This is a genomic window from Chelatococcus composti, from assembly GCF_014201415.1.
Lineage (GTDB): Bacteria > Pseudomonadota > Alphaproteobacteria > Rhizobiales > Beijerinckiaceae > Chelatococcus_A > Chelatococcus_A composti.
The window spans coordinates 252,953-276,386 of record NZ_JACHEH010000006.1 but is presented as its reverse complement, the minus strand read 5'-3'; the positions used below and the strand labels follow the sequence as shown (position 1 = coordinate 276,386).

Here is a 23,434-nt window from a genome sequence, read left to right as displayed (position 1 = left end):
CTCATGGAGCGGGCGATGTCGTCGGCAAGGGAGATGACGCGCGAGGACTTGGTGCCCGGCGCCGGCTCGAACTCATAGAGCGTCACCACCGGGCCAGGATGCACGTTGACGATCTCGCCCTTGACGCCGAAGTCCTCCAGCGTGCTCTCCAGAAGCGCCGCGTTCTGCTCCAGCGCCTCGGGCGAGATCACGGCGCCGCTGGTCTTCTTCGGCTCGGCGAGGAGGGAAAGAGGCGGCAGCTGATAGCCCTCGGCCTCGTCGAGGAAGGAGGGCTGCGCCTCCCGTGCCAGGCGCTTGCCGGGCTTCGGCGCCGCCCGCGGCGGCACGATGCGCGATCCGGCCTGTCCCGCCGGGCGCGGCGCGAAGGCCTCCTCCTCCGCGCGGGAATAGGGCGCTGCGTCGACATCGTCGCCCTCGTCGCAGGGCTCGCCGGCCGGGATGGGATCGTGGTCGAAGCGCGGCTCGCGCCGGGGCGCAGTGTGCGGAATGGAGGGGACCGGCGCGGCCGGCAGGTCCGCGCGCGCCGGCGCGGGGGAGCGTCGCGCGGCGAGACGGCGGGCGATGGCTGATTTCAGCGTCATGAAACCATGCACGACGGCGCCGATCGAGATGATGCCCCAGCCAGGCTCATCGGCGCTTTCGTCGTCGAAGTCGTCTGCCGGCGCCCGTCGTGAGGAGCGGCGCGGGGGAAGATCCTCCTCCTCATCCTCGTCTGCCGTCTCGGGGAAGCCGAAGCCGCAGGCCGCGGTGAGCGCGAGGATGGCGACGCCGGCATAGACGAGGGTGATGATGGCGGCGCCGGGGCCGCTCGTGAGACCCAGGATACCGCGCAGGCCGAAGAGCAGGCCGTCGCCGATGACGCCGCCGAGACCGCTCGGCAGGGGCCAGGCGGCGGTGGCCGGCATGGCGCTGGCGACAGCAGCGGCTGCAGCGGTGCCGGCGAGCCACAGGCCGATGCGCAGCGGCAGCCGCTCGAGACGCCGCCGGCCCATGAGCTGCAGGCCCCAGATCGCCACCGGCACGGCGAGCACGATGGAGCCCATCCCGAGGATCTGCATGCCGAGATCGGCGATGACGGCGCCGAGCGGGCCGAGAAGGTTCCGCACGGGGCCGTTGGTGGCGTGGGTGAGGCTCGGATCCTCGACCGACCAGGTGGCGAGGGCGAGACCGAAGGCGAAGGCCAGCACCAAAAGCCCGAGCCCTCCCAGCTCCGCCGCACGCCGGGCGAAAAAGCGGCGCAGGGCATCCGACAGTTCGTCGGCTTGCGAAAGGGAGTGTCGGCTCGTTCGCATGGCGGCAACCGGGATGGGGTGAACGTTTCCTGCCGCCCCGGCGAGGCCGGCACGGCCGATTGCGTTACCCTAGCGGCTGGCCAGTTAAGCCGCCGTTAACTTTCCGGCGAACGAAAACGCGATCTTGTTGAATGGGTTAACGGGCAGGCGGTTGCCGCGCCCGCGCGCGCTTGCGGGGGCGCGATCGCCGGCGCAGGGGGCGCATGCCGTTCTTCCTGCACTCCTGCGACAGGAAAGCGGCATGCGCGGCCGGGCGCCTGCAGCGCGTCGGGCGCTGCAGGCAACGTTTCATCGGTCAGAACCGGTAGGTGACACCGGCGCCGATCAGCCATGGGTTGAGCTTGGCCTTGCCGCGGACGCGTGTGACGCCGTCGGCGAGCGTGGCGTTGAACTTCGGCTCGAGAAAGAGCTTCTTCACGTCGAAGTTCACGCCCCAGTGCTCGTTGATCATGTAGTCGAAGCCGACCTGCAGGGCAGCGCCGAAGGTGTCCTTGACGTCGAGGTGGCTGACGCCGACGGCCTTCTGGTCATAGAACATGGTGTAGTTCACACCCACGCCGACATAGGGCTTGAAGGCGCCGAAGTTCGTGAAGTGATACTGCAGCGTCAGCGTCGGCGGCAGGATCCAGGTCCGGCCGATCTTGCCGAGGCCGGCGATCGTACCCTTGCCGTTGATGTTCGCGTAGGTGGTCGCGAGGATGAGTTCCACCGCGATGTTGTCGGTGAAGTAGTAGGAGATGTCGAGCTCCGGTGTGACCGAGCGCGAGTAGCTCAGGTCTGACCCCGGAATGCCGGTGACGTTGCCCCTGTCCTCGGCGATCACGCCGACGCCGCGGACGCGCAGCTGCCACGGCGACGGAGCCGCCGCCAGCGCGGGTGCAGGCGCGACAGAAGGAGCCCGATCCACGAGATCGGCGGCGAAAACAGGCGATGCTAACAGCGACAGGGCCGAGGCGGCCAGAAGCTTGCGGGTGAGAAGTCTCATCAGAGCTGCCCTGAAGGTGGGTTGCAACGAATCGAACCTGTCAACGAGGGCGACGCCGATCTTTGATGCAGGTCAATCTCGACGGTTCGCGGCGCGCGAGGCGCTTTCCGCCCCGTGCGGGCGGCCGACGGTGTGGACAACCACGGCGGATGGCAGTGCGTTGTCCCTGTCCCGACGCGGTGGCCCCGCGTGCCGTCGGGTCCCGACCTGCTGCAGGTTTGCCAGGCAAACAAAAAGGCCCCGGCGCAAGGCCAGGGCCGAGGTTCGGTTCTCGTGGAGGATCAGTAGTTGTAGGCGCGCTCGCCGTGGTCGGCGACGTCGAGGCCCTCGCGCTCCTGCTCGGGCGTGGCGCGCAGGCCGACGATGGCATCCACGATCTTGTAGAGGATGAACGAGCCGATGCCGCTCCAGGCGATGGCGACGATCACTGCCACCGTCTGGACCCAGACCTGGCCGCCCATGCTGTAGTCGTCCACGCCGACGCCGCCCAGCGCCGGGCTGACGAGGATGCCCGTGCCGATCGAGCCGATGATGCCGCCGACGCCGTGGATGCCGAAGACGTCGAGCGAGTCGTCATAGCCGAGGGCGTTCTTGATTGTGGTCGAGGCGTAGAAGCAGATCACGCCGGCCACGATGCCGAGGACGATGGAGCCCATCGGGCCGATGAGGCCGGCGGCCGGCGTGACGGCCACAAGACCGGCGACCGCACCGGAGACGGTGCCAAGCAGCGAGGGCTTGCCCTTGGCCGCCCACTCCACGAACTGCCAGGCCAGGGCCGCGGCAGCGGTGGCGAGGAAGGTGTTGACCATGGCGAGGGCAGCGCCGCCGGTCGCCTCGAGGTTGGAGCCGGCGTTGAAGCCGAACCAGCCGACCCACAGCAGCGAGCCGCCGATCATCGTCATGGTGAGCGAGTGCGGCGGCATGGGCTCCTTGCCGTAGCCGATGCGCTTGCCGAGCACGAGGCAGCCCACAAGGCCGGCGATGCCCGCATTGATGTGCACCACCGTGCCGCCGGCGAAGTCGAGTGCTCCGAGCGAGAAGAGGTAGCCGTCGCTGAACCACACCATGTGCGCCATGGGGAAGTAGACGAACGTCACCCACAGCAGGATGAAGAGCATCAGCGCCGGATACTTCATGCGCTCGGCGAAGGAGCCGACGATGAGGGCGGGCGTGATGCAGGCGAAGGTCATCTGGAAGCAGATGAACACGAACTCGGGAATGACGACGCCTGCCGTAAAGGTGTCGGCCGTCGAGTCAGCATTGACGCCGGACAGGAACATCTTGGAGAAGCCGCCGACGAAGCTCGTCAGGGCGCCGCCGTCGGTGAAGGCGAGGCTGTAGCCGTAGATCACCCAGACGAGGCTCACCATGCAGACGATGGAGAACACCTGCGTGAGCACCGACAGCATGTTCTTGGTGCGCACAAGGCCGCCGTAGAACAGCGCCAGCCCCGGGATCGTCATGGTGAGCACGAGGATGGTCGAGAGCATCATCCAGCTGGTATCGCCCTTGTTCGGGACGGGCGCGGCGGCAGCCTCCGCCTGAGCCTGGGCGAGCGCGGGCTCCGCCATGGCGAGAGCGAGCGCAAGGGCGCCGAGTCCCGCCTGCAATCTGCGCGAGAGCGTCATCTATCAACTCCTGTCGGAAGAATTGGAAGGCGGATCAAAGGGCGTCGGCGTCGGTCTCGCCGGTCCTGATGCGCACGGCTTTCTCGATCTGGTAGACGAAGATCTTGCCGTCGCCGATCTGGCCGGTGCGTGCTGTGTCGGCGATGGTGTCGACCACCTTGTCGGCGAGGTCGGCCGGCACGGCCACCTCGATCTTGAGCTTGGGCAGGAAGCTCACCGCATATTCGGCGCCGCGGTAGATCTCGGTATGGCCCTTCTGCCGGCCATAACCCTTGACTTCCGTCACGGTGAGGCCGTGCACGCCGATGGCGGTCAGCGCGTCGCGGACCTCCTCCAGCTTGAACGGCTTTATGATCGCCATCACGATTTTCATGTCCCGTTTCCCCTTGACCCCGAGCAGGCCCGGCGGCGCCGGGCCCGGTGAAGTACCGGGAGGGACGAAACAAGCGGCGTGCCAACCCGCGGATTCGCGGCAACGCCACTTCCTGAAAGGCCTGAATCGACCTGCCTGCACTTTAGGCAGGCTGGCCGCGGCGACGTACTGCCCAAAAAATAGGCAGTCAAGGGCGCGTCAGGCGAGATCGTCGCGCGGGCGGATCAGCCCTTCCTGGGCGACCGAGGCGACGAGCTCGCCGTGCCGCGAGAAGATGAGCCCGCGGGAGAAACCGCGGGCGTCGCCGGCCGAGGGGCTGTCCTGCGAGTAGAGCAGCCAGTCGTCCGCGCGGAAGGGGCGGTGGAACCACAGGGCATGGTCGAGGCTCGCGGCCTGGATGGTGCGCTCGAAAACCGTGCGCCCGTGCGCGACGAGGCTGGTGTCGAGCAGCGTCATGTCCGACGCATAGGCGAGCACGCACTGGTGGATGGCCGGGTCATCCGGCAGGCGTCCCGTGGCGCGGATCCACACGTTGAAGCGCGGCTCCATCGGCTCGCGCGACATGTAGCGACGGAACTCCACGGGCCGGAGCTCGATGGGCCGCTCGCGCTCGAAGTAAGCCCGCACCGGGTCGGGCATCAGCGGCAGCGCGCGCGCCTTGATGTCCTCGTCGCTCGGCAGCTCCTCCGGCGCCGGTACGTTCGGCATGGGCACCTGGTGCATGAGACCGGGCTCGTGCACGTGGAAGGAGGCGGACATGGAGAAGATGGCCTGCCCGTGCTGGATGGCGACCACCCGGCGCGTCGTGAAGCTGCGACCGTCGCGGATGCGGTCCACCTCGTAGATGATCGGCACCTTCGGGTCTCCGGGCAGCAGGAAATAGGCGTGCAGCGAGTGCACGCTGCGCTGCGGCTCGACCGTGCGCGTGGCCGCCACGAGGGCCTGGCCAATGACCTGACCGCCGAAGACGCGCTGCCAACCCACCTGCGGGCTGCGACCACGAAACAGATTGTGTTCCAGCACCTCGAGATCGAGTATTTCGAGCAGGTCGGAAATGGCGAGTTTCATGATCCGTCCCGGAGCAGGTGTGCGAGAACCTGCGAAGATGGAAAGGGGCCCGTGCGAAACGTCGGCCCGGACGCATGAGGCCCTTGCCGGGCCTGTTCGTCAAGATCGTCGGAGAGAGGGCATGGCGGCAGCGACAGGGACGGGACGCAAGCACGGCGAAGGGCTTCAGGGGGGGCGCGGGCTCCCGCCTGCGCGCCGCGTCGTCATCGGGGGTGGCGGGCTTGCCGGTCTCACGCTCGCCCTGTCGCTGGCCAAGGGCAGTGCCGGCGGGCTCGATGTGACGGTCTTCGACCCGGCGCTCGCGCAGCCGGCGCCCGGCGGTGATGCATCGCGCGCCTCGGCCATCGCCGCGGGCGTGCGGCGCATGTTCGAGGCCCTCGGCGTCTGGAGCGCCGTGGCGGACCGCGCCGAGCCGATCCTCGACATGGTCATCACCGACAGCCGCCTCGCCGACCCGGTGCGCCCCTCGATCCTGAACTTTTCCGGCGAGGTGACGCCAGGCGAGCCCTTCGCGCACATGGTCGAGAACGACGACCTCATCAACGCGCTCGCCGCCGCCTGCCGGCAGGCGGGCGTCACGCTCGTCGCCGAAGCCGTGATGGGCTTCTCCGCCGGACCGGATCGTGTCTCGGTCACCACCGCCTCGGGCGAGGAGATCGAGGCCGGCCTTCTGGTGGCGGCAGACGGCGCGCGCTCTCGCCTGCGCGACATGGCCGACATCGGCTGGATCGGCCGCAGCTACGGCCAGGTCGGCATCGTCGCGACCATCGGCCACGAGCGCCCGCACGGGGGGCGCGCCATCGAGCATTTCCTGCCCTCGGGTCCCTTCGCCATCCTGCCGCTCGCCACGCGGGAGGGGCGGCACCGCTCCTCCATCGTCTGGACGGAGCGCACGGCCGACGCCGACTATCTGCTGCAACTGCCGGCGGAGGACCTGCACGAGGAGCTGGAGCGCCGATTCGGTCTCGAACTCGGCGAGATCACGCTTCTGTCCCCCGCCCGGGGCTTCCCGCTGTCCATCGGCATCGCCCGGCGCTTCGTGGCCGAGCGCTTCGCCCTCGTCGGCGATGCGGCCCATCTCGTCCACCCCATCGCCGGGCAGGGCATCAACATCGGCCTGCGCGACGTTGCCGTCCTGGCGGAGAAGATTATCGACGCCTGCCGGCTCGGCCGCGACGTGGCGGATGAGGAGGCGCTTCTCGCCTACGAGCGCGCCCGGCGCTTCGACACGGTGACCATGGGCATCGCCACCGACGGCCTCAACCGCCTGTTCTCCAACGACTTCCTGCCCGGGCGCCTGGTGCGCGACCTCGGCTTCGGCCTCGTCGAGCGGATGCCGGCCGTCAAGCGCTTCTTCATCCGCGAGGCGGCGGGCCTCGTAGGCGCCGTGCCCCGGCTGATGCGGGGAGAGGCGCTCTAGGCCCTGTCTACTCCAGCGGCCGCGCCTCTTCCGGCAGCATGATCGGGATGCCGTCGCGGATCGGGTAGGCGAGCTTGGCCTGGCGGCTGATCAGCTCCTGCCGTTCCGCGTCATATTCCAGTGTCGCCTTGGTCAGCGGGCAGACGAGGATCTCGAGCAGCTTCGGGTCGACGCCGCCCGACGTGCGGGTCGCGCCCGGCTGCGGCTTCTGCCCCTCGTTGCGGCCTTCGCTCATCGTCTCGTCTCGCCTCGTCTCGTCTCGACACTTCCTGGCCGTGCGAATCGCACGGGACGCGGCTCATTGCAACGTCGTTTCGGAGCCGCCGGCGATGCGCGCGAGCTCAATCTCGGTGATGGCGACGAGGGTCTGCGCCCTGGCCTTGAGGTCAGGGGCCTCGAGCAGCGCCTGCTTCTCCTTGGGGCCGAAGGGGCTCATCATCGACAGGGCGTTGACGAGCGCCTCGTTCGGCGCCTCCTCGATGCTCTTCCAGTCGATCTTCAGGTCGTTGGCCGCGGCAAAATTCCGCAGCGCCGTGATGAGGGCGTTGCGGTCCACCTCTTCCTCTCCCGCCCGGGGCGTAAAGTCGACCGCGAAGGGCTCGTAGTCCACGCGCGCCTGGCGATAGGGCGTCATGACCGTGAGCTCCTCGCGCACGCGGAACCGCGCGATGCCGCTCAGTGTGATGAGATAGCGCCCATCCCCGGTCTCGGCGAACTGCGTAATGCGCCCCGCGCAGCCCACGGCATAGAGGCGTGGCGTGCTCGTCTGCACCTTCTCCTCGGCGTGGGGCTGGATCATGCCGATGATGCGGCGGCCGGCGAGCGCGTCGTCGACCATGGCGAGGTAGCGCGGCTCGAAGATGTTGAGCGGCAGTTGCCCGCGCGGCAGCAGCAGCACGCCCGACAGGGGAAAGAGCGGGATGGTGGACGGCATATCCGCCGGGCTGCGATAGGTCGGGTTCATCACCATGCCGTCGTCTCCCGCCGGGTTGCAGGTCCCGTCAGGCGAACAGGAGCGAGGACAGCCGCTTGCGCCCCGCAATCGTCATCTCGTCCGTCGGGCCCCAGGCGTCGAAGAACTGGACGAGCTGGCGCCGGGCGCCGTCGTCGTTCCAGCTGCGGTCCCGACGCACGATCTCGAGCAGATGGTCGAGCGCCGCCTCGCGCCGGCCGCGCGCATTGAGCGCCAGGGCAAGGTCGAAACGCGCCTGATGGTCCTTCGGGTTGGCCGCGACACGCGCCTCGAGCTCCGCGATGTCGCCGAGGGAGGCGGCCTGTTCGGCAAGCTCGATGGCGGCCCGGCCGGCGGCGATGGCCGGGTCGTTGGCCTTGTCGGCCGGCGCCATGGCGAGGAAGCGCTTCGCCCCCTCGATGTCACCGAGAGTGACGTGCAGCTTGGCGAGGGCGCCGATGGCCGTGGTGTTGGCAGGCTCCTGCGTCAGCACCGCGGCATAGAGCTCGGCCGCGCCGGTTGCGTCGCCTGCCTCGAGCTTCGCGGCCGCCTCCTCCAGCAGTGTGTCCTTCGCTGCGGGGCCGACCGGACCGACAAGGCGCTCGACGAACCCCTTCACCTGGCTCTCGGGCAGGGCGCCCATGAAGCCGTCCACCGGCTGGCCGCGCTGGAAGGCAATGACCGCGGGAATGGACTGGATGCCGAGCTGGCCGGGGATCTGCGGATGCTCGTCGATGTTGAGCTTGACGAGCTTGACCTTGCCCTTGGCCGCCTGAACCACCTTCTCGAGGATGGGGGCGAGCTGCTTGCAAGGGCCGCACCACGGGGCCCAGAAGTCCACCAGCACCGGCTGGCGCATGGATTCGGCGATAACGTCCTGCCGGAAGGCGGCCGTCGTCGTATCCTTGATGATGCCGGCATCAGCCACGGCGGGTTGTTCGTTCACCATTCAAACCTCTGTTTGTGACGAATGCGGATCGGGCCTTCTGCCCGCGGCATGTTCAAGATGGTGTGCCAACGTGCGTCTGGCAATCGTCGGAGCGCGCCTCGCGCGCAGCTTGCGGGCGTGAGGCGGCGACGATGAGGGGCTCGTGTCCCGTGGCGCGCAGGAAGGCGAGAAGCTCCTCGCGCGCGATGGTGCTTGTCATCGTGTTGACGAGGGGATGGAAGTTCAGCCGCTCGTGCTCCATCAGGGCGGCGTCGAGCACGATGGTGACGGCGCCGTCTCGGTCGTTGATGGCGCCGAAGGGGGTGACGGACCCCGGCTCCACCCCGAGGTGCTGCCTGAGAAGATCGGCGCTGGCGAAGGAGAACTTGCCGCTCGCGCCCACCAGGGGCGGCAGTGCCTTCAGGTCGATCGCCGCATCCTCCAGCGCCACGAGGAGGAAGAGCCGTCCCTTGCGGTCCTTGAGGAAGAGGTTCTTGGTGTGCCCGCCGGGAATGAGGCCGCGCAGCGCCTGCGACTCGGCGACAGTGTAGAGCGGCGGGTGCGTGGCCGTTGCCGGCGTGATGCCGAGGCGGGCGAGAAAGGCGAAGAGATCGTCGGGCGTCACAGACATGCCCCGGTTGTACCGGGCGGTCCGGCGTGCGGCAAGGCGTCCGCGGGCGCCGGCCGCCGGCCCGCACGGCCGGTCGCTCGCGGGGGGCGGATGGGCCCCCGTGCCCGAGCGCCCCCTACGCGGCCGAGTCATCCACAGGCAGGACGGCCGGAGGCGGCATTTTGTCGGTCATGCCCAATTTGCCCCTTGCAATGTCGTCCGGTTTGCGGCATTTACCCCACCGCAACGGCGCTGATCGCCGCCGGACATGGATGCGGGTGTAGCTCAGGGGTAGAGCACAACCTTGCCAAGGTTGGGGTCGAGGGTTCGAATCCCTTCGCCCGCTCCAGTTCTCTCTCAAATCGACGTCTTACGCCCGGCCGCCGCAAGGCGGCTTTGTCGTTTCCGGGTCTGCGGAAGCGTTGCGCCACCAGCGTTTTCGCAGCTACCCGCAGGAGCGGATCGGGTCGTTCCGCCCGGGCCCGAGGATACGGGCCGGCGCCCCGGACAGCCGCCCGTCTGGACTCGGCCAGCCCGGCACGCCATTATACGACCCATCAGGTCGAGATCGTCGCGTACACTCTTGGACCGAGCAGCCCGCCGAAACGGTGTGGCCGGGGCAGCTGCTCGGGAGGTGTCGGCCAGCCGGTTCGGTGGCCCTCGGGTCAATCGCCCTTCCCCGGAAGCGCTCAAGACACGAACGAGACCATGATTTCACAAAAGGCCAAATATGCGCTTCGGGCCCTGGTCGCATTGGCGCGGACGCACGGGCGCGACGACGCCCGGCTCATTTCCGAGATCGCCGAACAGCAGCGCATACCCAAGAAGTTTCTGGAACAAATCCTGCTCGACCTGAAGCATCACGGCATCGTGTCGAGCCGGCGGGGCAAGGCGGGGGGCTACATGCTCCTCAAGAGCCCCGACGCCATCACCTTTGGTGAGGTGCTGCGCATCATCGACGGCCCGGTCGCCCCGCTGCCGTGCCTGAGCCATGTGGCCTATCGCCGCTGCGAGGACTGCAGCGACGAGGCGAGTTGCGAAATCCGCCAGGTTTTCGCCCGTGTCGCGACCGCGACGCGGGAGGTTCTCGACGGCACCACGATCGCCGATTGCATCGGTGATGCCGCGCAGGACGAGGCGCGCATGCTGATCGCCTAGTTTCCAATTCCTGCTTGCAAGAGGAAGGTGTGCAGCTTATCACGACTATGTCGATAGAGTTTATCTACTAACAACGGAGGGTAGCCATGTCGCTCAATCGACGGTCAGTGCTGCTTGTCGCCGCAGTCGCGGCTGCGGTCCAGTTGGGCGCGTCCGGCACCGCCTTTGCCGACAGGACCATTCTCAATGTGTCCTATGACCCGACGCGCGAGCTCTATCGCGATTTCAACCAGGCCTTCACGAAGTACTGGAAGGAGAAGACCGGCGAGACGATCACGGTCCGCGCCTCGCACGGCGGCTCCGGCAAGCAGGCGCGTGCCGTGATCGACGGCCTCGATGCCGACGTCGTCACCCTGGCGCTCGAGGCGGATATCGACGCCATCGCCAAGAACACGGGCAAGATCCCCGCCGACTGGCGCGGCAAGCTGGAGAACAACAACGCTCCCTACACGTCGACCATCGTCTTCCTCGTCCGCAAGGGCAACCCCAAGGGCATCAAGGACTGGGGCGACCTCGTGAAGGACGATGTGCAGGTGATCACGCCGAACCCCAAGACCTCGGGCGGCGCGCGCTGGAACTACCTGGCGGCGTGGGCCTGGGCGCACGAGACGTTCGGCGGGGACGAGGCCAAGATCAGGAATTACATGGCCGAGCTCTTCAAGCGCGTGCCGGTGCTCGACACGGGGGCGCGCGGATCGTTGACCACCTTCGCCCAGCGCCAGATCGGCGACGTTCTGCTCGCCTGGGAGAACGAGGCGCATCTGGCCGGCGCCGAGTTCGGCGACGACAAGTTCGATATCGTCGTTCCGCCCACCTCGATCCTTGCCGAGCCTTCGGTGGCGCTGGTGGACGGCAATGTCGACGCCAAGGGCACGCGCGACGTGGCGCAGGCCTATCTCGAATACCTCTATTCGCCGGAGGGCCAGCGCATCGCCGCCAGGCACTTCTATCGTCCTTCCAAGCGCGAGCTCGTGCCGGCGGAGGAACTCACGGCGCTGCCGGAGATTAAATTGGTCACGATCGACGATCCGCTGTTCGGCGGCTGGGCGAAGGTGCAGCCTCTGCACTTCGGTGACGGCGGCATCTTCGACCAGATCTACCGCCCCGGTTCGTCGAACTGAGGAGGGACGATGACCACCCTCGTCGCGGCGCAGGGATGGCATTTCAGGAAGCCGAGCGTCATCCCCGGCTTCGGGCTGACGCTCGGCTTCACGGTCGCCTATCTTACGCTCATCATCCTCATTCCGCTGTCCGGCGTTGCCTGGCGCTCGATGGAGCTCGGCTGGGCCGAGTTCTGGGCCATCGCCACCGACGAGCGGACGGTCAGGGCACTCAGGATCTCCTTCGGCGCGTCGCTGATTGCCGCCATGGTCAACGTGGTGTTCGGCACGCTCGTGGCGTGGGTGCTTGTTCGTTACCGTTTCCCGGGGCGGCGCATCGTCGACGCCGCGGTGGACCTGCCCTTCGCGCTTCCCACAGCGGTCGCGGGCATATCGCTCGCCTCGATCTACGCCCCCAACGGCTGGGTCGGGCAGCTCCTCGCCCCGCTCGGCATCAAGGTCGCCTTCACGCCGCTCGGCATCGTCATCGCGCTCATCTTCATTGGGCTGCCCTTCGTGGTGCGCACCGTGCAGCCGCTCCTGGAGGACATGGACCGCGAGGTCGAGGAAGCGGCGGCGACCCTGGGCGCCAGCCGTTTCCAGACGATTTGCCGCGTTATCCTGCCCGGCATTGCGCCGGCCGTGCTGACGGGCTTTGCGCTCGCCTTCGCGCGGGCCGTCGGCGAGTACGGCTCGGTGATCTTCATCGCGGGCAACATCCCCTACGTGTCCGAGATCGCACCGCTGCTCATCGTTATCCGGCTCGAGGAGTTCAACTACGCGGGCGCGACAGCGATCGCGGCCATCATGCTGGTTATTTCCTTCGCGATGCTGTTCGCGATCAACCTCATCCAGGCCTGGAGCCGCAGGAGGTTTGGCTATGTCGGTTGACACGCTGACGGGCATGCCACGGCCGGCTGCGGCCCGTCCCGCCGCTGCGCACAGCTTCCGCCGCCCGACGACGGAAGGGCCGCTCGCCAAGGCCATCCTGATTACGATTGCCCTCGGATTCCTGGCCCTGTTCCTCGTCCTGCCGCTGATCGCGGTCTTCATCGAGGCCTTCCGCAAGGGGGCGGGCGAGTTCCTCGCGGCGCTCGGCGAGCCTGACACGCTGGCAGCCATCCGGCTCACGCTGACGGTGGCGGCCATTGCCGTGCCGCTCAACCTCGTCTTCGGCGTCGCCGCCGCCTGGGCGATCGCCAAGTTCGAGTTCAAGGGCAAGGCCTTCCTCACGACGCTGATAGACCTGCCGTTCTCGGTCTCTCCCGTGATATCCGGCCTCGTCTACGTGCTGCTGTTCGGCACCGGGTCCGTGCTCGGAACGTGGCTGAAGGCGCACGGAATCGAGATCCTGTTCGCGGTGCCGGGCATCGTGCTGGCGACCGTCTTCGTCACCTTCCCCTTCGTCGCCCGCGAGCTCATCCCGCTGATGCAGGACCAGGGCACCGGCGACGAGGAGGCCGCCCTGTCGCTCGGCGCGTCGGGCTGGCAGACGTTCCGCTACGTGACGCTGCCCAACATCAAATGGGGCCTGCTCTACGGCGTCCTGCTCTGCAACGCGCGCGCCATGGGCGAATTCGGCGCCGTCTCGGTAGTCTCGGGCCACATCCGCGGCCTGACCAACACCATGCCGCTGCATGTCGAGATCCTCTACAACGAGTACAATTTCGTCGCCGCCTTCGCCGTCTCCACGCTGCTTGCGAGCCTTGCCTTGGTGACGCTCGTCTTCAAGTCTTTCCTCGAATACCGTTATGGCGACGAGATCGCCGCGACGGCCAAGCACTAGGAGCGCCCGCCATGGACGTCTCGATCAGATCCGTTTCCAAGGAGTTCGACGGCTATCCGGCACTGCACGACGTCTCGCTCGACATCCGCTCGGGCGAGCTGATCGCGCTGCTCGGGCCGTCCGGCTCGGGCAAGACGACGCTGCTGCGCCTGATCGCCGGCCTCGAGCGCCCCACCGCCGGCGCCATCTTCTTCGGAGACGAGGATGCCTCGCACCGCACCGTGCAGGAGCGCAATGTCGGCTTCGTGTTCCAGCACTACGCGCTCTTCCGCCACATGACGGTGGCTGAGAACATCGGCTTCGGCCTCAAGGTGCGCCCGGCGGCGAACCGCCCGTCAAAACGCGAGATCCGCCGCCGCGCCTCGGAGCTTCTCGATCTCGTCCAGCTCTCCGGGCTGGAAGACCGCTATCCGAGCCAACTCTCCGGCGGCCAGCGCCAGCGCGTGGCGCTGGCGCGGGCGCTGGCCATCGAGCCGCGCGTGCTCCTGCTTGACGAGCCCTTCGGCGCGCTCGACGCGCAGGTTCGCCGCGAGCTGCGCCGCTGGCTGCGCGAGATTCACGACCGCACCGGCCACACGACGGTCTTCGTCACGCACGACCAGGAGGAGGCGCTCGAACTCGCCGACCGCGTCGTGGTGATGAGCCGGGGGCGCATCGAGCAGGTCGGCTCGGCCGATGACGTCTACGACCGCCCGAACTCGCCCTTCGTCTTCGGCTTCATCGGCGACTCGAGCGTGCTGCCCGTGCGGGTCGAGAATGGCAAGCTCTGGCTGCAGGACCGCTTCATCGGGATCGAGGTGCGGGACGTGCCGGACGGGCCGGCCAGCCTCTACTTCCGCCCGCACGACGTCGAGCTGCTCGACGGCGGCGGCGGGTGCATCGCGGGCACCGTCACGGCGAGCCGGCGCGTTGCCGGCACGCGCCGCGTGGAGCTCGAGGTGGGCGGCGCGCGCGAGCGCGTGGAGATCGAGCTTCCGGTCGATCACCCGGAGGCCGCGAACAGCCGCATCTCGTTCCGCCCGCGGCGCTGGAAGCTCTTTCCCGCAAGCGGCGGCACGGCTGCCTTGTCGGCAACGGACGACGGCAGTGCCGGCAAGGCCGACGAAGCCGAGCTGATGCTCGCTGCGTCCCTGTAGCTGCCCGTCGACCGTGCTCCCGCGCCCGGGGGGCGCGGGCGGTGACCTGCCCCGAGGGCGGCCGCGGCTACGCTTGCGGCGCCTGGCATGCTATCTCTCAGCCTCCGGCCATCGCACCTGGCATGGCGAAAACAGGCACCGGGGGCCAATGCGACGATGGGTTTCGAGCAGGCCGCGATCCTCGCTCTTCTCGTCGGCATGCTCGCCCTCTTCGCCATCGACCGCATCCGCATGGAGCTGGTGGCGCTCGGGGGCCTCGGCCTTGCGGTGGCGCTCGGCCTCGTGGGACCGGCGCAGGCCTTTGCGGGCTTCTCCAGCCCTGCCTTCGTCACTGTCGTCGAAATCCTGCTGATCGTGCAGGTGCTGGGGCGCAGCGGCATCCTCGATCCGTTCGCCCGTCGCGTCAGCGAGGTGGCCGGCACCGAGACGGCGGTGCTCGCCCTCCTGTGCATAGCGACGGCGGGCATCTCGGTCTTCATGAACAACATCGGCGCGCTGGCGCTGATGATCCCGGTTGTGACCAGCGTCTGCCGGGTGAGCGGGCTCGACAGCCGGCGCATGCTGATGCCCGTCAGCTTCGCGGCGCTGCTCGGCGGCCTCTGCTCCGTCATCGGCACGCCGGCCAACCTGATCGTCAGCGGCCAGCTCGCGGCGGCGACGGGACGCGGCTTCGCCTTCTTCGATTTCGCCTGGGTGGGGCTGCCCGCCGCTGTGGCCGGCATTCTCGCGGTCGTCGTTTGGCCGCGCCGGGTGCTCGGCCGCGACACCGCGGGCCGCGGCCGCCTGCCGCCGCAGGCGTTCCGCACCGTGATCAGCGAGGTCGTGGTGCCGGCCGGTTCGCCGCTCGTCGGCCGGCCGGTCGGGGAGGCGGGACTTGCGATCCATGCCGTGCGGCGCGCCGGTGCCCACCTTCTGCACCAGCGGCCCGGCACGACCATCGCGAGCGGCGATACGCTGCTCGTCGAGACCGGCCTGCTGCATCTTGAGGCGCTTCTGGCCGCGGGGGCGCTGGCGCTGCCCGGCGGCGCTTCCCCGTCCGGGGCGCGGCAGCGGGTGGAGGCGGTGATCATGCCGGAGAGCACGCTGGTGGGCTCGCGCGTCGGCACGCTGGAGCTGCTCTCCTGCCGCGGCATCACGGTCGTGGCGGTCGCCGCCCGGACGCCGCGCATCGAGGGCTCCCTCGCCGACCTGCGCCTGTCGATCGGCGACGTGCTCTATCTTGAGGGCGACCGGGCGGCCATCGACGAGGCGATTGACGAGGCCGAGATCCTGCCGCTGTGGCCGGATCCGCGGGACAAGGCGGGCGACGTGCGCTGGACGCCGGTCGCCGCCTTCGCCTGCGGCATCGCGCTGGCGGCTCTCGGTCTCGCGCCGCCGGAGCTCGCCTTCGCCCTGGTCGTGCTCGTCCTCGCGGCTCTCGGCCGCCTCAACCTGCGGCAGGGGCTCGCCGAACTGGACTGGCCCATCCTGCTCATGCTCGCGACGATGATCCCTCTGGGCAGCGCCGTGGAAACGACCGGCGCGGCGGCCTTTCTTGCGGACGGCCTGCTGTCCGTCCTGCCGTCCCACGACACGCTCGTCGTCGCGGCCGTCATGATGACGATCGCGCTCCTCATCACCCCCTTCGTCAACAACGCCTCAACGGCGCTCGTGCTCGGCCCCGTCGCCGTCGGGGCGGCGCAAGCCTCCGGCCTGCCGCCCGAGCCGCTGCTGCTCGCTGTGGCCGTCGGCGCCTCCGTCGATTTCCTCACGCCGATCGGCCACCACAACAACACTGTCGTCATGGGCATCGCCGGCTATCGCTTCAGCGATTTCCCGAGGGCAGGATGGCCTGTTACGCTCGTCGTCGCCGTGGCCGCCATCCTCGCCCTGTGGGCGTGGTGGACGTGAGGCCCGCCGCCGGCCTCAGGAGGCGGCGCCCGGCGCCGCCCGCAGCTTGGGCCGTGCCTTCACCATCAGCCAGCAGACGATGGAGAGGTTGAACAGGTTCCACAGCAGCCCGTTCAGGAAGGCCATGCGGTAGGAGGCGAAGAGGTCGAAGATCAGCCCCGAGACGTAGCCGCCAAAGGCCATGCCGAGGATGGTCGCCGACATGACGATGCCGATGCGGACGCCGGCCTCGCGAGGGGGCAGGTAGTCGCGGATGATGACTGCGTACATCGGCACGATACCGCCCTGGAACAGGCCGAAGATGCCGCTGACGATGTAGAGCGAACTCAGCCCGTCGAACCAGAGATAGAGGAAGAGCGCCACGCCCTGCATCAGCGAGCCGAGCGCGAGGGTCGCCGTGCCGCCGATCCGGTCGGCGACGAAGCCGGAGCCGATGCGGCTGACGATGCCGAGGAAGAGCATCAGGGACAACATTTCCGCCCCACGCGCCACGCCATAGCCCAGATCGCCGCAATAGGCGACGATGTGGACCTGCGGCATCGCCATGGCGACGCAGCAGCAGAAACCGGCGACCACGAGCAGCGCCTGCAGCTGGTTCGGCGTCAGGCCGAGGTCGCTGCGCGCGCCGGCGCTGGACAGCTCGGCCTCTACCAGCGTCTCGGCGGCGGGACGCTTGCGGAAGAAGAGGGCGAGGGGCAGCATCACGACGAGGGCGACGATGCCGATGCCGATGTGTGTGGCGCGCCAGCCGTGGCTCTGCAGGCCCCAGCTGATCACCTGGGGCCAGATCACGCCGGCGAGGTAGCTGCCGGAGGCGCCGAAGACGACGGCGAGGCCGCGGTGGCGGCGGAACCAGTGCGACAGGTCCGCGATGAGCGGCGAGAAGCCCGCCCCGCCGCCGATGCCGATCAGCAGGCCATGCACAAGGGCGAACTGCCACAGCGTTTCGGAGAGCCCTGCTAGGATGTAGCCGGACCCGAGCAGGATGCCGCCGCCAAAGATCGGTGCCACGATGCCGTAGCGGTCGGCGATGCGGCCCAGGGCGATGTTGCCGAAGCCGAAGCCCAGCATGGCGCAGGTGTAGGGCAGGGAGGCGCCCGCCCGCAACGTGCCGAACTCCGCCTGGACCGCAGGGAGCACGACGACCACCGACCAGCTGCCGACACAGGCGACGGTCCCGATGACGAGCGACAATGCGAGGCGCAGCCAGGCATAGGCGGAATCCGGCGCATAGCGCCGCTCGTCGGGCGTCATGTCTCCTCCCTCGAAAGCCTCATCCGGCAGACGCCGGCCTTGTCGTTGGCCCATGATTAGGTGCGGTCCGCCGGGGGGACAAGCGCGTCCGGCGCAGCCGTGCACGGCACCGGCAGCAGGGCAAGCGCCGCGCGCCGCGAACGGGCCGAGCTTGCCAACGGCGCCGCATGGCGGCAGTCTCGGTACGACAGCGGCAAAGGGCGACCGTTCCCTTGCCGGGTAACAGGCGTAGGGCTCCAGACATGACGATGGACGGTGGGTTTGCCGATGCCGGCGAGACGGACAAGGCGGTTTCGCCCGGGCGTTGCCGGGGGCTTCTGGACCGCAGGGCGTTCCTGGTCGGCTCCGCCGTCGGCCTCGGCGGGCTGGGGCTGTCGGCCTGCGTGACATCGGAGGGCATGAGCCTCGCCGAAGCGCGGCAGGTCTACGGGCCGGTGCCCGACGAGAAGTTTCCCATTCCGGCGGTCGACGTCTCCAAGGTCGATCCGAAATACTACCGCCGCACCGTCCGCTACGAGTCGAAGGAGGAGCCGGGCACCATCATCGTCGACCCGAGCAACTACTACGTCTACCGCATCGAGGGGGACGGCTACGCCACCCGCTACGGCGCCAATGTGGGCCGCCAGGGCTTCCTCTGGCACGGTGATGCCTATGTCGGGCGCAAGGCCGAATGGCCCGTCTGGACGCCGCCCCCGGAGATGATCCGCCGTCAGCCGGAGGTTGCCAAATATGCCCGCGGCATGCCGGGCGGGCTCGACAACCCCCTCGGGGCGCGCGCGCTCTACCTCTACCAGAACGGCGCCTACACGCTCTACACGATCTACGCCACCTCCGACCCGGAGACGATCGGCAACAACATCACGAGCGGCTGCGTCGGCCTGCTGAGCCAGGACATGATCCACCTTTACGACCGCACGCCGGTCAAGACGAAGGTGATCGTGCTGCCGGCCTAGTTCCGGCCGGGGGCGTCCATCCGGTAGCGCTCGCCGCGCATGAGAAGGCGGCCGTTATGGGTCGCGATGCCGAGCTCGAGGCTCTCGGCGATGGCTCTCGCGTGGGCCATGAAACGGGCGGCTGCTGCGGGCGGGCACAGTTTGCGCGCCGTCTCCTCGAACAGCGCCAGCCAGCGGTCAAAGTGCCGCGCGTCCACCGGCAGCGGCAGGTGCCGCGCCATTGGCCGGCCGCTGTAGCGCCCGGTCTTCAGCGTCACCGAGGACCAGAAGGCGCAGATCTGCGCAATGTGCGCCTCCCAGTCCGCCACATGGGCGGCGAAAACCGGCCCGAGCAGATCATCGGCGCGAGCCTTGCCGTAGAAGGTCCGCACGAGCCGCTCGATCATCGCCTCGTCGATGCCGGTGTCGCCGCCTGGACTGGCGCCGCGCGGGCGCCGGTTCTGTTCCATCATCCCTGTTCCGCGTCGATGTCGGCGATCGGTACCTTATCACGGTCGCCTTCCGGCAGAACCTTCTCGGGGTGCGGCTCATGGCCTCCCTTGTCGCCCTGTACGGGCGAGCGCCGGGGCACTGCCGGCTCGGCGGGCGCGAGATAGCCCTGCCAGTCCGCAGGCAGCGGGGCAGCAATGCCGGCATGGACGGGCCTGAAGCACCACGGACAGCGCACGGCCGCGCGCGGCACGGTGCGGCTGCACGCATGGCAGAAGAACGTCCGGATACCGATCGTCACGGGTCGACCTCCTTTGCGCGCGGGTGCGCGCTGCAACACAGCGATGTTCGATGTGCGGAAGTCCCGGAACGGGTGAGGCGCTCGCCTGGTCGTCAGGCCGGACCGCACCCGTTCCGGGTGACGACATGCGTCAGCCGGCGGAAGCGGTTCGGATCTCTGGATGCGCCGAGAATCATGTGCTCACGAGTGCCGGACGATTGCGGCAGTTTGGAGGACTTTTGCCGTCGCCCATCGTACGCACGAAACCGCGCCCGAGGCCTCGGGCGCAGGTGCCGACGGAACGGGCTTGCCCGGACGGCACCGGCGGGCGAGAACGACGGAGCCGCCGTACGCCGCGGCGAACGATCGACAGGACGGAGGGCGGCGGGTGCAACCGCCCGCGCCGTCCCGCAAGAGGGGAGCATGGGTGTGGAGAAACTCGTCATCACGCTTGCCGGCGTCAGGTTTGACGCACGGCTCGAAACACAGAAGGCCCCGGCGACCTGCGCAGCCTTCCTGAAGCATCTGCCCTTCCGCAACAAGGCCATCCACGTACGCTGGAGCGGCCAGGCGGTGTGGATCCCGCTCGGCGACATGCAGTTCGGCGTCGGCTTCGAGAACGCCACCTGCTATCCGGCGCCGGGCGAGGTCGTGCTCTATCCCGGCGGCGTCAGCGAGACGGAGATCCTGCTTGCCTACGGCCGCGTTGCCTTCGCCAGCATGGCCGGCCCGCTTGCCGGCAACCACTTCCTGACCATCACCAGCAATCTCGACAAGCTGCCGGAGCTCGGCAACAAGGTGCTGTGGGAGGGGGCGCAGGACATCTCCTTCGAGCGCGTGTGAGGTCTCAACCCTCCGTGCGGCCGCGGCCAAGATAGAGCTCGGCCGCCCGCTCGTCGGCGAGCAGCGTCGCCGCCGAGCCCTCGAGCGCCACCTTGCCGCCGTCAAGGATGCAGCCGCGATGGGAGATGGCGAGTGCCTGGCGCGCGCGCTGCTCCACCATCAGCACGGAGACGCCGAGCGACGGCAACCGGGCGATGAGCGAGAAGACGTCGGCCACGCGCGCCGGCGACAGGGCGGCCGTCGGCTCGTCGAGGATCATCAGTTTCGGCCGCGGCATCAGGGCACGGGCGAAGGCGAGCTGCTGGCGCTCGCCGCCCGAGAGGCTGCCGGCGCGCGTGCGCCGCCGCTCGCCGAGCAGCGGAAAGAGCTCGAACAGTTCCGCAATGCGGGCGTGCTGGTCCCTGACGCCCTGCACGACCTGCAGGTTCTCGAGGATGCTGAGCGAGGGGAAGATGTTGGCGACCTGGGGCACGTAGCCGATGCCGAGGCCGATGCGGTCCTCCGCCGGCAGGGAGAGGATGTCGCGCCCGGCGATGCGCACCGCGCCCGAGACGCGCGGCAGCAGGCCGACCACCGCCTTGGCGAGCGTGGACTTGCCGGCGCCGTTGGTGCCTGCCACGGTCAGGATCTCGCCCTCGTCGAGGGAGAGGTCGATGCCGTTGAGGATGTCGACCTCGGAATAGCCGCCCTTGAGGTTTTCGATGGCGAGGATGGTCACACTGCGCCTCCGAGATAGGCTTCGCGCACGCGCGCGTCGGCGAGCACCGCGTCCGGCGCGCCCTGGGTGAGGATGCGCCCCTGGTCCATGACGTAGAGGTGCGGGGCCAGCCGCGTCAGCGCCTCAAGATCGTGCTCGATGACGAGGAAGCCGATGCCGCGGCCGTTGAGCTCGCGGATGCGCTCCATGATCTCGCCGATGAGCACCGGGTTGACGCCGGCGAAGGGCTCGTCGAGCAGGATGAGGCGCGGCTTGACGAGGAGCGCCCGGCCAAGCTCCACGAGCTTCTTCTGCCCGCCGGAGAGCTTGCCCGCCGGCTGGTCCGCCACGCGCTCGAGCCGCAGGAAGCGGATGACCTCGGCGACCTCCTCGGCCAGCCGCTGCTCCTCCTCGCGCACCTTGCCCGGGCGGAAAAAGAGGCCGACGAGGCTCTCGCCCGTCTGGTCGGGCGCTGCGGCCATCATGTTCTCGCGCACGGTGAGGTGGGCGAACTCGCGCGGCACCTGGAAGGTGCGCACGAGGCCGCTGCGGGCGCGCTCCGCCGGGCTCAGCCCGTCGAGGCTCCTGCCGTCGAAGCTGATCGAGCCCTCGTCCGGCGGCATGAAGCCCGAGATGACGGAGAAGAGCGTCGACTTGCCGGCGCCGTTCGGGCCGATCAGGCCGACGAGGGCGCCCGTGGGCACCTCGAGCGAGACGCCCGAGAGCGCCTGGAAGCCGCCGAAGGCCTTGGAGATGTTGCTGACTTGGAGGCTCATCGCTTGGTGAAATCCCCCATGAGGCCCTGCGGGCGGTAGATGGTGAAGAGAACGAGCAGGAGCCCGACGACGCCGATGCGCAGCGAGGCCATCTCCACCTCCGAGACGCCCGGCACGATGTCGCGCAGGAAGCGCGAGCCCTCGAGGAAGAGCATCAGGAGCCCGGTGCCGACGACGGCGCCGGAGACGCGCCCCACGCCGCCGATGATGATGGCCATCCACACGTAGAAGGTGACGAGCGGGATGAACTGGTCAGGCACGATGTAGGTGATGTAGTGGGCATAGAAGGCCCCGGCGATGCCGGCGAGCGCCGAGCCGAGGATCAGCACCTGGATCTTGAAACGGGCCGGATCCTTGCCAAGAGCCTGCAGCGCCTCCTCGTTGTCGCGGATCGCCTCGATGACGCGGCCGAAGGGGCTCGCGACGATGCGGCGCATGGCATAGATCGCCGCGAGCGTGACGACGAGGAGCACGCCCATGACGGCGAGCTGCGCGCCGATGCCCACCGAGATGGATTCGAACAGGCGCGGAATGCCGGGGATGCCCTGCACGCCATTGGTGAGCCACTTCTCGCTGGTGATGACGAGGCGCACCGTCTCGGAGAAGCCGAGCGTGACGATGGCGAAATAGTCGTCGCGCAGTCTCAGCGAGATGAGGCCGATGGGCCAGGCCGCGATGCCCGCCGTCACCGCTGCGGCGGGAATGGACAGCGCCAGCGGGACGCCCTGCAGCGACAGGAGCGCCGAGGTGTAGGCACCGATGGCGAAGAAGCCGACATGGCCGAAGTTGATGAGGCCGGTGAGCCCGTACTGCAAGGTCAGGCCCAGCGACAGGAGCATGTAGATGAGGGCGATGATCGCGATCGCCGCGAGATAGGCGTCCATCAGCGCACTCCCTCAATGCGTCCGAAGAGACCGCGTGGCCGCACCAGGAGCACGGCGAGCAGCACGACGAAGGACAGGGCGATCTTGTAAGTGAAGCCGACGAAGGGCGTCGACACCTCCTGCGCCACGCCGAGCACAAGCCCGGCGACCACCGCACCCACCGGGCTGCCGATGCCGCCGAGGATCGTCGCGGCAAAGATCGGCAGCAGCATGTCCCAGCCGACCTCCGGCGCGACGACCGTCTTGATGCCGAGCATCATGCCCCCGATGGCGCAGACGCCGCCGGCGATGAGCCACATGGCCGTCATCACGCGCTCGGGGCGGATGCCGGAGACGCGGGCGAGATCCCGGTTGTCCGCGACGGCGCGCATCTGCCGGCCGATGGGCGTGAGATAGAGAATGGCGAAGACCGCTGCGAGGGCGACCGCGGCGACCACGGCCAGCTGCAGGTCGAGCGGGTTGATGGCGAGTCCGGCGATGCGGATCGGCCGCGACAGGGGCACGTTGAACACCTGCTGCTGATGGCCGAAGGCGATGCCGAGACCGGCGCGGATCATGAAGCCGATGCCGATGGAGGCAACGAGCAGCGACACGACCGAGCGTCCGGCAAGGCGTTTGAAGACGGCGAGATAGGCGACGAGCGCCAGCACCGCGGCACCGCCGACAGCGGCGATGCTGCCGAGCACCAGCGAGCCGCTGGCCTTGTGGACCGTAAGCGCCGTGTAGGCGCCGAAGGTCATGGTGTCACCCGTCGCCGCATTGGGAAAGCGCGCGATGCCGAAGACGAGAGTGAGCGCCAGGGCGCCGAGACCGACCACGAGCCCCTGGACAAGGCCGTTGACGGCGAGTTGAGCGTAGATCAAGGGATCTCCCCCGCCCGGTTGATGAACGACGGCGGCCGCCCGGGGCCGGCGTCGCTTGACGACAGTTCCGCAGACCGATTCCCGTCAGTCTCACGGCCGGGCCGCGCAGGGGGGCCGTGAGGCGTGCGG

25 protein-coding genes and 1 tRNA gene are annotated in these 23,434 nt (G+C 68.7%); 10 read left to right on the top strand and 16 right to left on the bottom strand.

Annotation, left to right across the window (positions count from 1 at the left end; translation table 11 throughout):
• The 5 genes from HNQ73_RS14560 to tesB all read right to left on the bottom strand — a co-directional run.
• The coding region (locus HNQ73_RS14560) for a DNA translocase FtsK 4TM domain-containing protein (RefSeq protein WP_183335602.1) at nucleotides 1-1,292 on the bottom strand (1,292 nt) is incomplete at its 3' end.
• Nucleotides 1,293-1,587: 295 nt separating this feature from the next.
• Complete coding sequence (locus HNQ73_RS14555) at nucleotides 1,588-2,277, bottom strand: OmpW/AlkL family protein (protein ID WP_183335601.1); 690 nt, start codon at nucleotides 2,275-2,277, stop codon at nucleotides 1,588-1,590.
• A 281-nt stretch (nucleotides 2,278-2,558) separates the two neighbouring features.
• Nucleotides 2,559-3,905, bottom strand: a complete 1,347-nt coding sequence (locus tag HNQ73_RS14550) for an ammonium transporter (protein ID WP_183335600.1) — start codon at nucleotides 3,903-3,905, stop codon at nucleotides 2,559-2,561.
• 34 nt (nucleotides 3,906-3,939) lie between these two features.
• Entirely contained in the window at nucleotides 3,940-4,278 is a 339-nt protein-coding gene (locus HNQ73_RS14545) for a P-II family nitrogen regulator (RefSeq protein WP_183335599.1), read from the bottom strand.
• Between the two features lie 198 nt (nucleotides 4,279-4,476).
• Entirely contained in the window at nucleotides 4,477-5,346 is an 870-nt protein-coding gene (gene tesB, locus HNQ73_RS14540; RefSeq protein ID WP_183335598.1) for an acyl-CoA thioesterase II, read from the bottom strand.
• Between the two features lie 121 nt (nucleotides 5,347-5,467).
• On the opposite strand from tesB, the gene HNQ73_RS14535 reads away from it, so the two are divergent.
• Nucleotides 5,468-6,766 (top strand): ubiquinone biosynthesis hydroxylase, encoded by a 1,299-nt coding sequence (locus HNQ73_RS14535; protein ID WP_183335597.1) that lies wholly within the window; start codon nucleotides 5,468-5,470, stop codon nucleotides 6,764-6,766.
• Between the two features lie 7 nt (nucleotides 6,767-6,773).
• Here the strand turns inward: HNQ73_RS14535 and HNQ73_RS14530 are convergent, their stop codons facing one another.
• The 4 genes from HNQ73_RS14530 to HNQ73_RS14515 form a co-directional block, all read right to left on the bottom strand.
• Nucleotides 6,774-7,001: a Trm112 family protein gene (locus tag HNQ73_RS14530; protein WP_183335596.1), complete on the bottom strand. Its 228-nt coding sequence runs from the start codon at nucleotides 6,999-7,001 to the stop codon at nucleotides 6,774-6,776.
• A 63-nt stretch (nucleotides 7,002-7,064) separates the two neighbouring features.
• Nucleotides 7,065-7,736 carry an LON peptidase substrate-binding domain-containing protein gene (locus HNQ73_RS14525; RefSeq protein WP_183335595.1) on the bottom strand — a complete coding sequence of 224 codons (672 nt, stop codon included), beginning with the start codon at nucleotides 7,734-7,736 and terminating at the stop codon, nucleotides 7,065-7,067.
• Between the two features lie 31 nt (nucleotides 7,737-7,767).
• Nucleotides 7,768-8,667: a thioredoxin gene (gene trxA / locus HNQ73_RS14520; RefSeq protein WP_183335594.1), complete on the bottom strand. Its 900-nt coding sequence runs from the start codon at nucleotides 8,665-8,667 to the stop codon at nucleotides 7,768-7,770.
• Between the two features lie 52 nt (nucleotides 8,668-8,719).
• Entirely contained in the window at nucleotides 8,720-9,277 is a 558-nt protein-coding gene (locus HNQ73_RS14515) for a prolyl-tRNA synthetase associated domain-containing protein (RefSeq protein WP_183335593.1), read from the bottom strand.
• A 253-nt stretch (nucleotides 9,278-9,530) separates the two neighbouring features.
• On the opposite strand from HNQ73_RS14515, the gene HNQ73_RS14510 reads away from it, so the two are divergent.
• The 7 genes from HNQ73_RS14510 to HNQ73_RS14480 all read left to right on the top strand — a co-directional run bounded on the left by HNQ73_RS14510 (nucleotide 9,531) and on the right by HNQ73_RS14480 (nucleotide 16,326).
• Nucleotides 9,531-9,605 (top strand) — tRNA-Gly (locus tag HNQ73_RS14510).
• A gap of 359 nt (nucleotides 9,606-9,964) precedes the next feature.
• A complete protein-coding gene (locus HNQ73_RS14505; RefSeq protein WP_183335592.1) occupies nucleotides 9,965-10,414 on the top strand; it encodes an RrF2 family transcriptional regulator in 450 nt (149 codons plus the stop codon).
• Between the two features lie 86 nt (nucleotides 10,415-10,500).
• Entirely contained in the window at nucleotides 10,501-11,535 is a 1,035-nt protein-coding gene (locus HNQ73_RS14500; protein ID WP_183335591.1) for a sulfate ABC transporter substrate-binding protein, read from the top strand.
• A 9-nt stretch (nucleotides 11,536-11,544) separates the two neighbouring features.
• Nucleotides 11,545-12,405, top strand: a complete 861-nt coding sequence (cysT, locus tag HNQ73_RS14495) for a sulfate ABC transporter permease subunit CysT (protein WP_183335590.1) — start codon at nucleotides 11,545-11,547, stop codon at nucleotides 12,403-12,405.
• 13 nt (nucleotides 12,406-12,418) lie between these two features.
• Nucleotides 12,419-13,300, top strand: coding sequence for a sulfate ABC transporter permease subunit CysW (cysW, locus tag HNQ73_RS14490; protein WP_183335620.1), 882 nt, complete (start codon nucleotides 12,419-12,421; stop codon nucleotides 13,298-13,300).
• An 11-nt stretch (nucleotides 13,301-13,311) separates the two neighbouring features.
• Nucleotides 13,312-14,436 carry a sulfate/molybdate ABC transporter ATP-binding protein gene (locus HNQ73_RS14485; RefSeq protein WP_183335589.1) on the top strand — a complete coding sequence of 375 codons (1,125 nt, stop codon included), beginning with the start codon at nucleotides 13,312-13,314 and terminating at the stop codon, nucleotides 14,434-14,436.
• Between the two features lie 156 nt (nucleotides 14,437-14,592).
• A complete protein-coding gene (locus HNQ73_RS14480) occupies nucleotides 14,593-16,326 on the top strand; it encodes an SLC13 family permease (RefSeq protein ID WP_183335588.1) in 1,734 nt (577 codons plus the stop codon).
• Between the two features lie 15 nt (nucleotides 16,327-16,341).
• On the opposite strand, the gene HNQ73_RS14475 is transcribed toward HNQ73_RS14480, so the two are convergent.
• Nucleotides 16,342-17,580, bottom strand: coding sequence for an MFS transporter (locus tag HNQ73_RS14475; RefSeq protein WP_183335587.1), 1,239 nt, complete (start codon nucleotides 17,578-17,580; stop codon nucleotides 16,342-16,344).
• 242 nt (nucleotides 17,581-17,822) lie between these two features.
• Here HNQ73_RS14475 and HNQ73_RS14470 point away from each other — a divergent pair, with 242 nt between their 5' ends.
• Entirely contained in the window at nucleotides 17,823-18,533 is a 711-nt protein-coding gene (locus tag HNQ73_RS14470) for a L,D-transpeptidase (protein WP_183335586.1), read from the top strand.
• On the opposite strand, the gene HNQ73_RS14465 is transcribed toward HNQ73_RS14470, so the two are convergent.
• Both HNQ73_RS14465 and HNQ73_RS14460 read right to left on the bottom strand, forming a co-directional pair.
• Nucleotides 18,530-18,985, bottom strand: coding sequence for a group III truncated hemoglobin (locus HNQ73_RS14465; RefSeq protein ID WP_183335585.1), 456 nt, complete (start codon nucleotides 18,983-18,985; stop codon nucleotides 18,530-18,532). The two genes, HNQ73_RS14470 and HNQ73_RS14465, sit on opposite strands and share 4 nt — an antisense overlap.
• Nucleotides 18,982-19,263, bottom strand: coding sequence for a hypothetical protein (locus tag HNQ73_RS14460; protein WP_183335584.1), 282 nt, complete (start codon nucleotides 19,261-19,263; stop codon nucleotides 18,982-18,984). The genes HNQ73_RS14465 and HNQ73_RS14460 overlap by 4 nt, the downstream gene beginning before the upstream one ends.
• A 402-nt stretch (nucleotides 19,264-19,665) precedes the next feature.
• Here HNQ73_RS14460 and HNQ73_RS14455 point away from each other — a divergent pair, with 402 nt between their 5' ends.
• Nucleotides 19,666-20,085, top strand: a complete 420-nt coding sequence (locus HNQ73_RS14455; RefSeq protein WP_183335583.1) for a DUF3830 family protein — start codon at nucleotides 19,666-19,668, stop codon at nucleotides 20,083-20,085.
• A 4-nt stretch (nucleotides 20,086-20,089) separates the two neighbouring features.
• On the opposite strand, the gene HNQ73_RS14450 is transcribed toward HNQ73_RS14455, so the two are convergent.
• From HNQ73_RS14450 to HNQ73_RS14435, 4 genes are read right to left on the bottom strand one after another with little or no spacing between them, the layout of a single operon-like run.
• A complete protein-coding gene (locus HNQ73_RS14450) occupies nucleotides 20,090-20,803 on the bottom strand; it encodes an ABC transporter ATP-binding protein (RefSeq protein ID WP_183335582.1) in 714 nt (237 codons plus the stop codon).
• Nucleotides 20,800-21,558 carry an ABC transporter ATP-binding protein gene (locus HNQ73_RS14445; protein ID WP_183335581.1) on the bottom strand — a complete coding sequence of 253 codons (759 nt, stop codon included), beginning with the start codon at nucleotides 21,556-21,558 and terminating at the stop codon, nucleotides 20,800-20,802. Before HNQ73_RS14445 ends, HNQ73_RS14450 begins: the two co-directional genes overlap by 4 nt.
• Entirely contained in the window at nucleotides 21,555-22,442 is an 888-nt protein-coding gene (locus HNQ73_RS14440) for a branched-chain amino acid ABC transporter permease (RefSeq protein WP_183335580.1), read from the bottom strand. The genes HNQ73_RS14445 and HNQ73_RS14440 overlap by 4 nt, the downstream gene beginning before the upstream one ends.
• Entirely contained in the window at nucleotides 22,442-23,305 is an 864-nt protein-coding gene (locus HNQ73_RS14435; protein ID WP_183335579.1) for a branched-chain amino acid ABC transporter permease, read from the bottom strand. Before HNQ73_RS14435 ends, HNQ73_RS14440 begins: the two co-directional genes overlap by 1 nt.
• Between the last annotated feature and the right edge of the window lie 129 nt (nucleotides 23,306-23,434).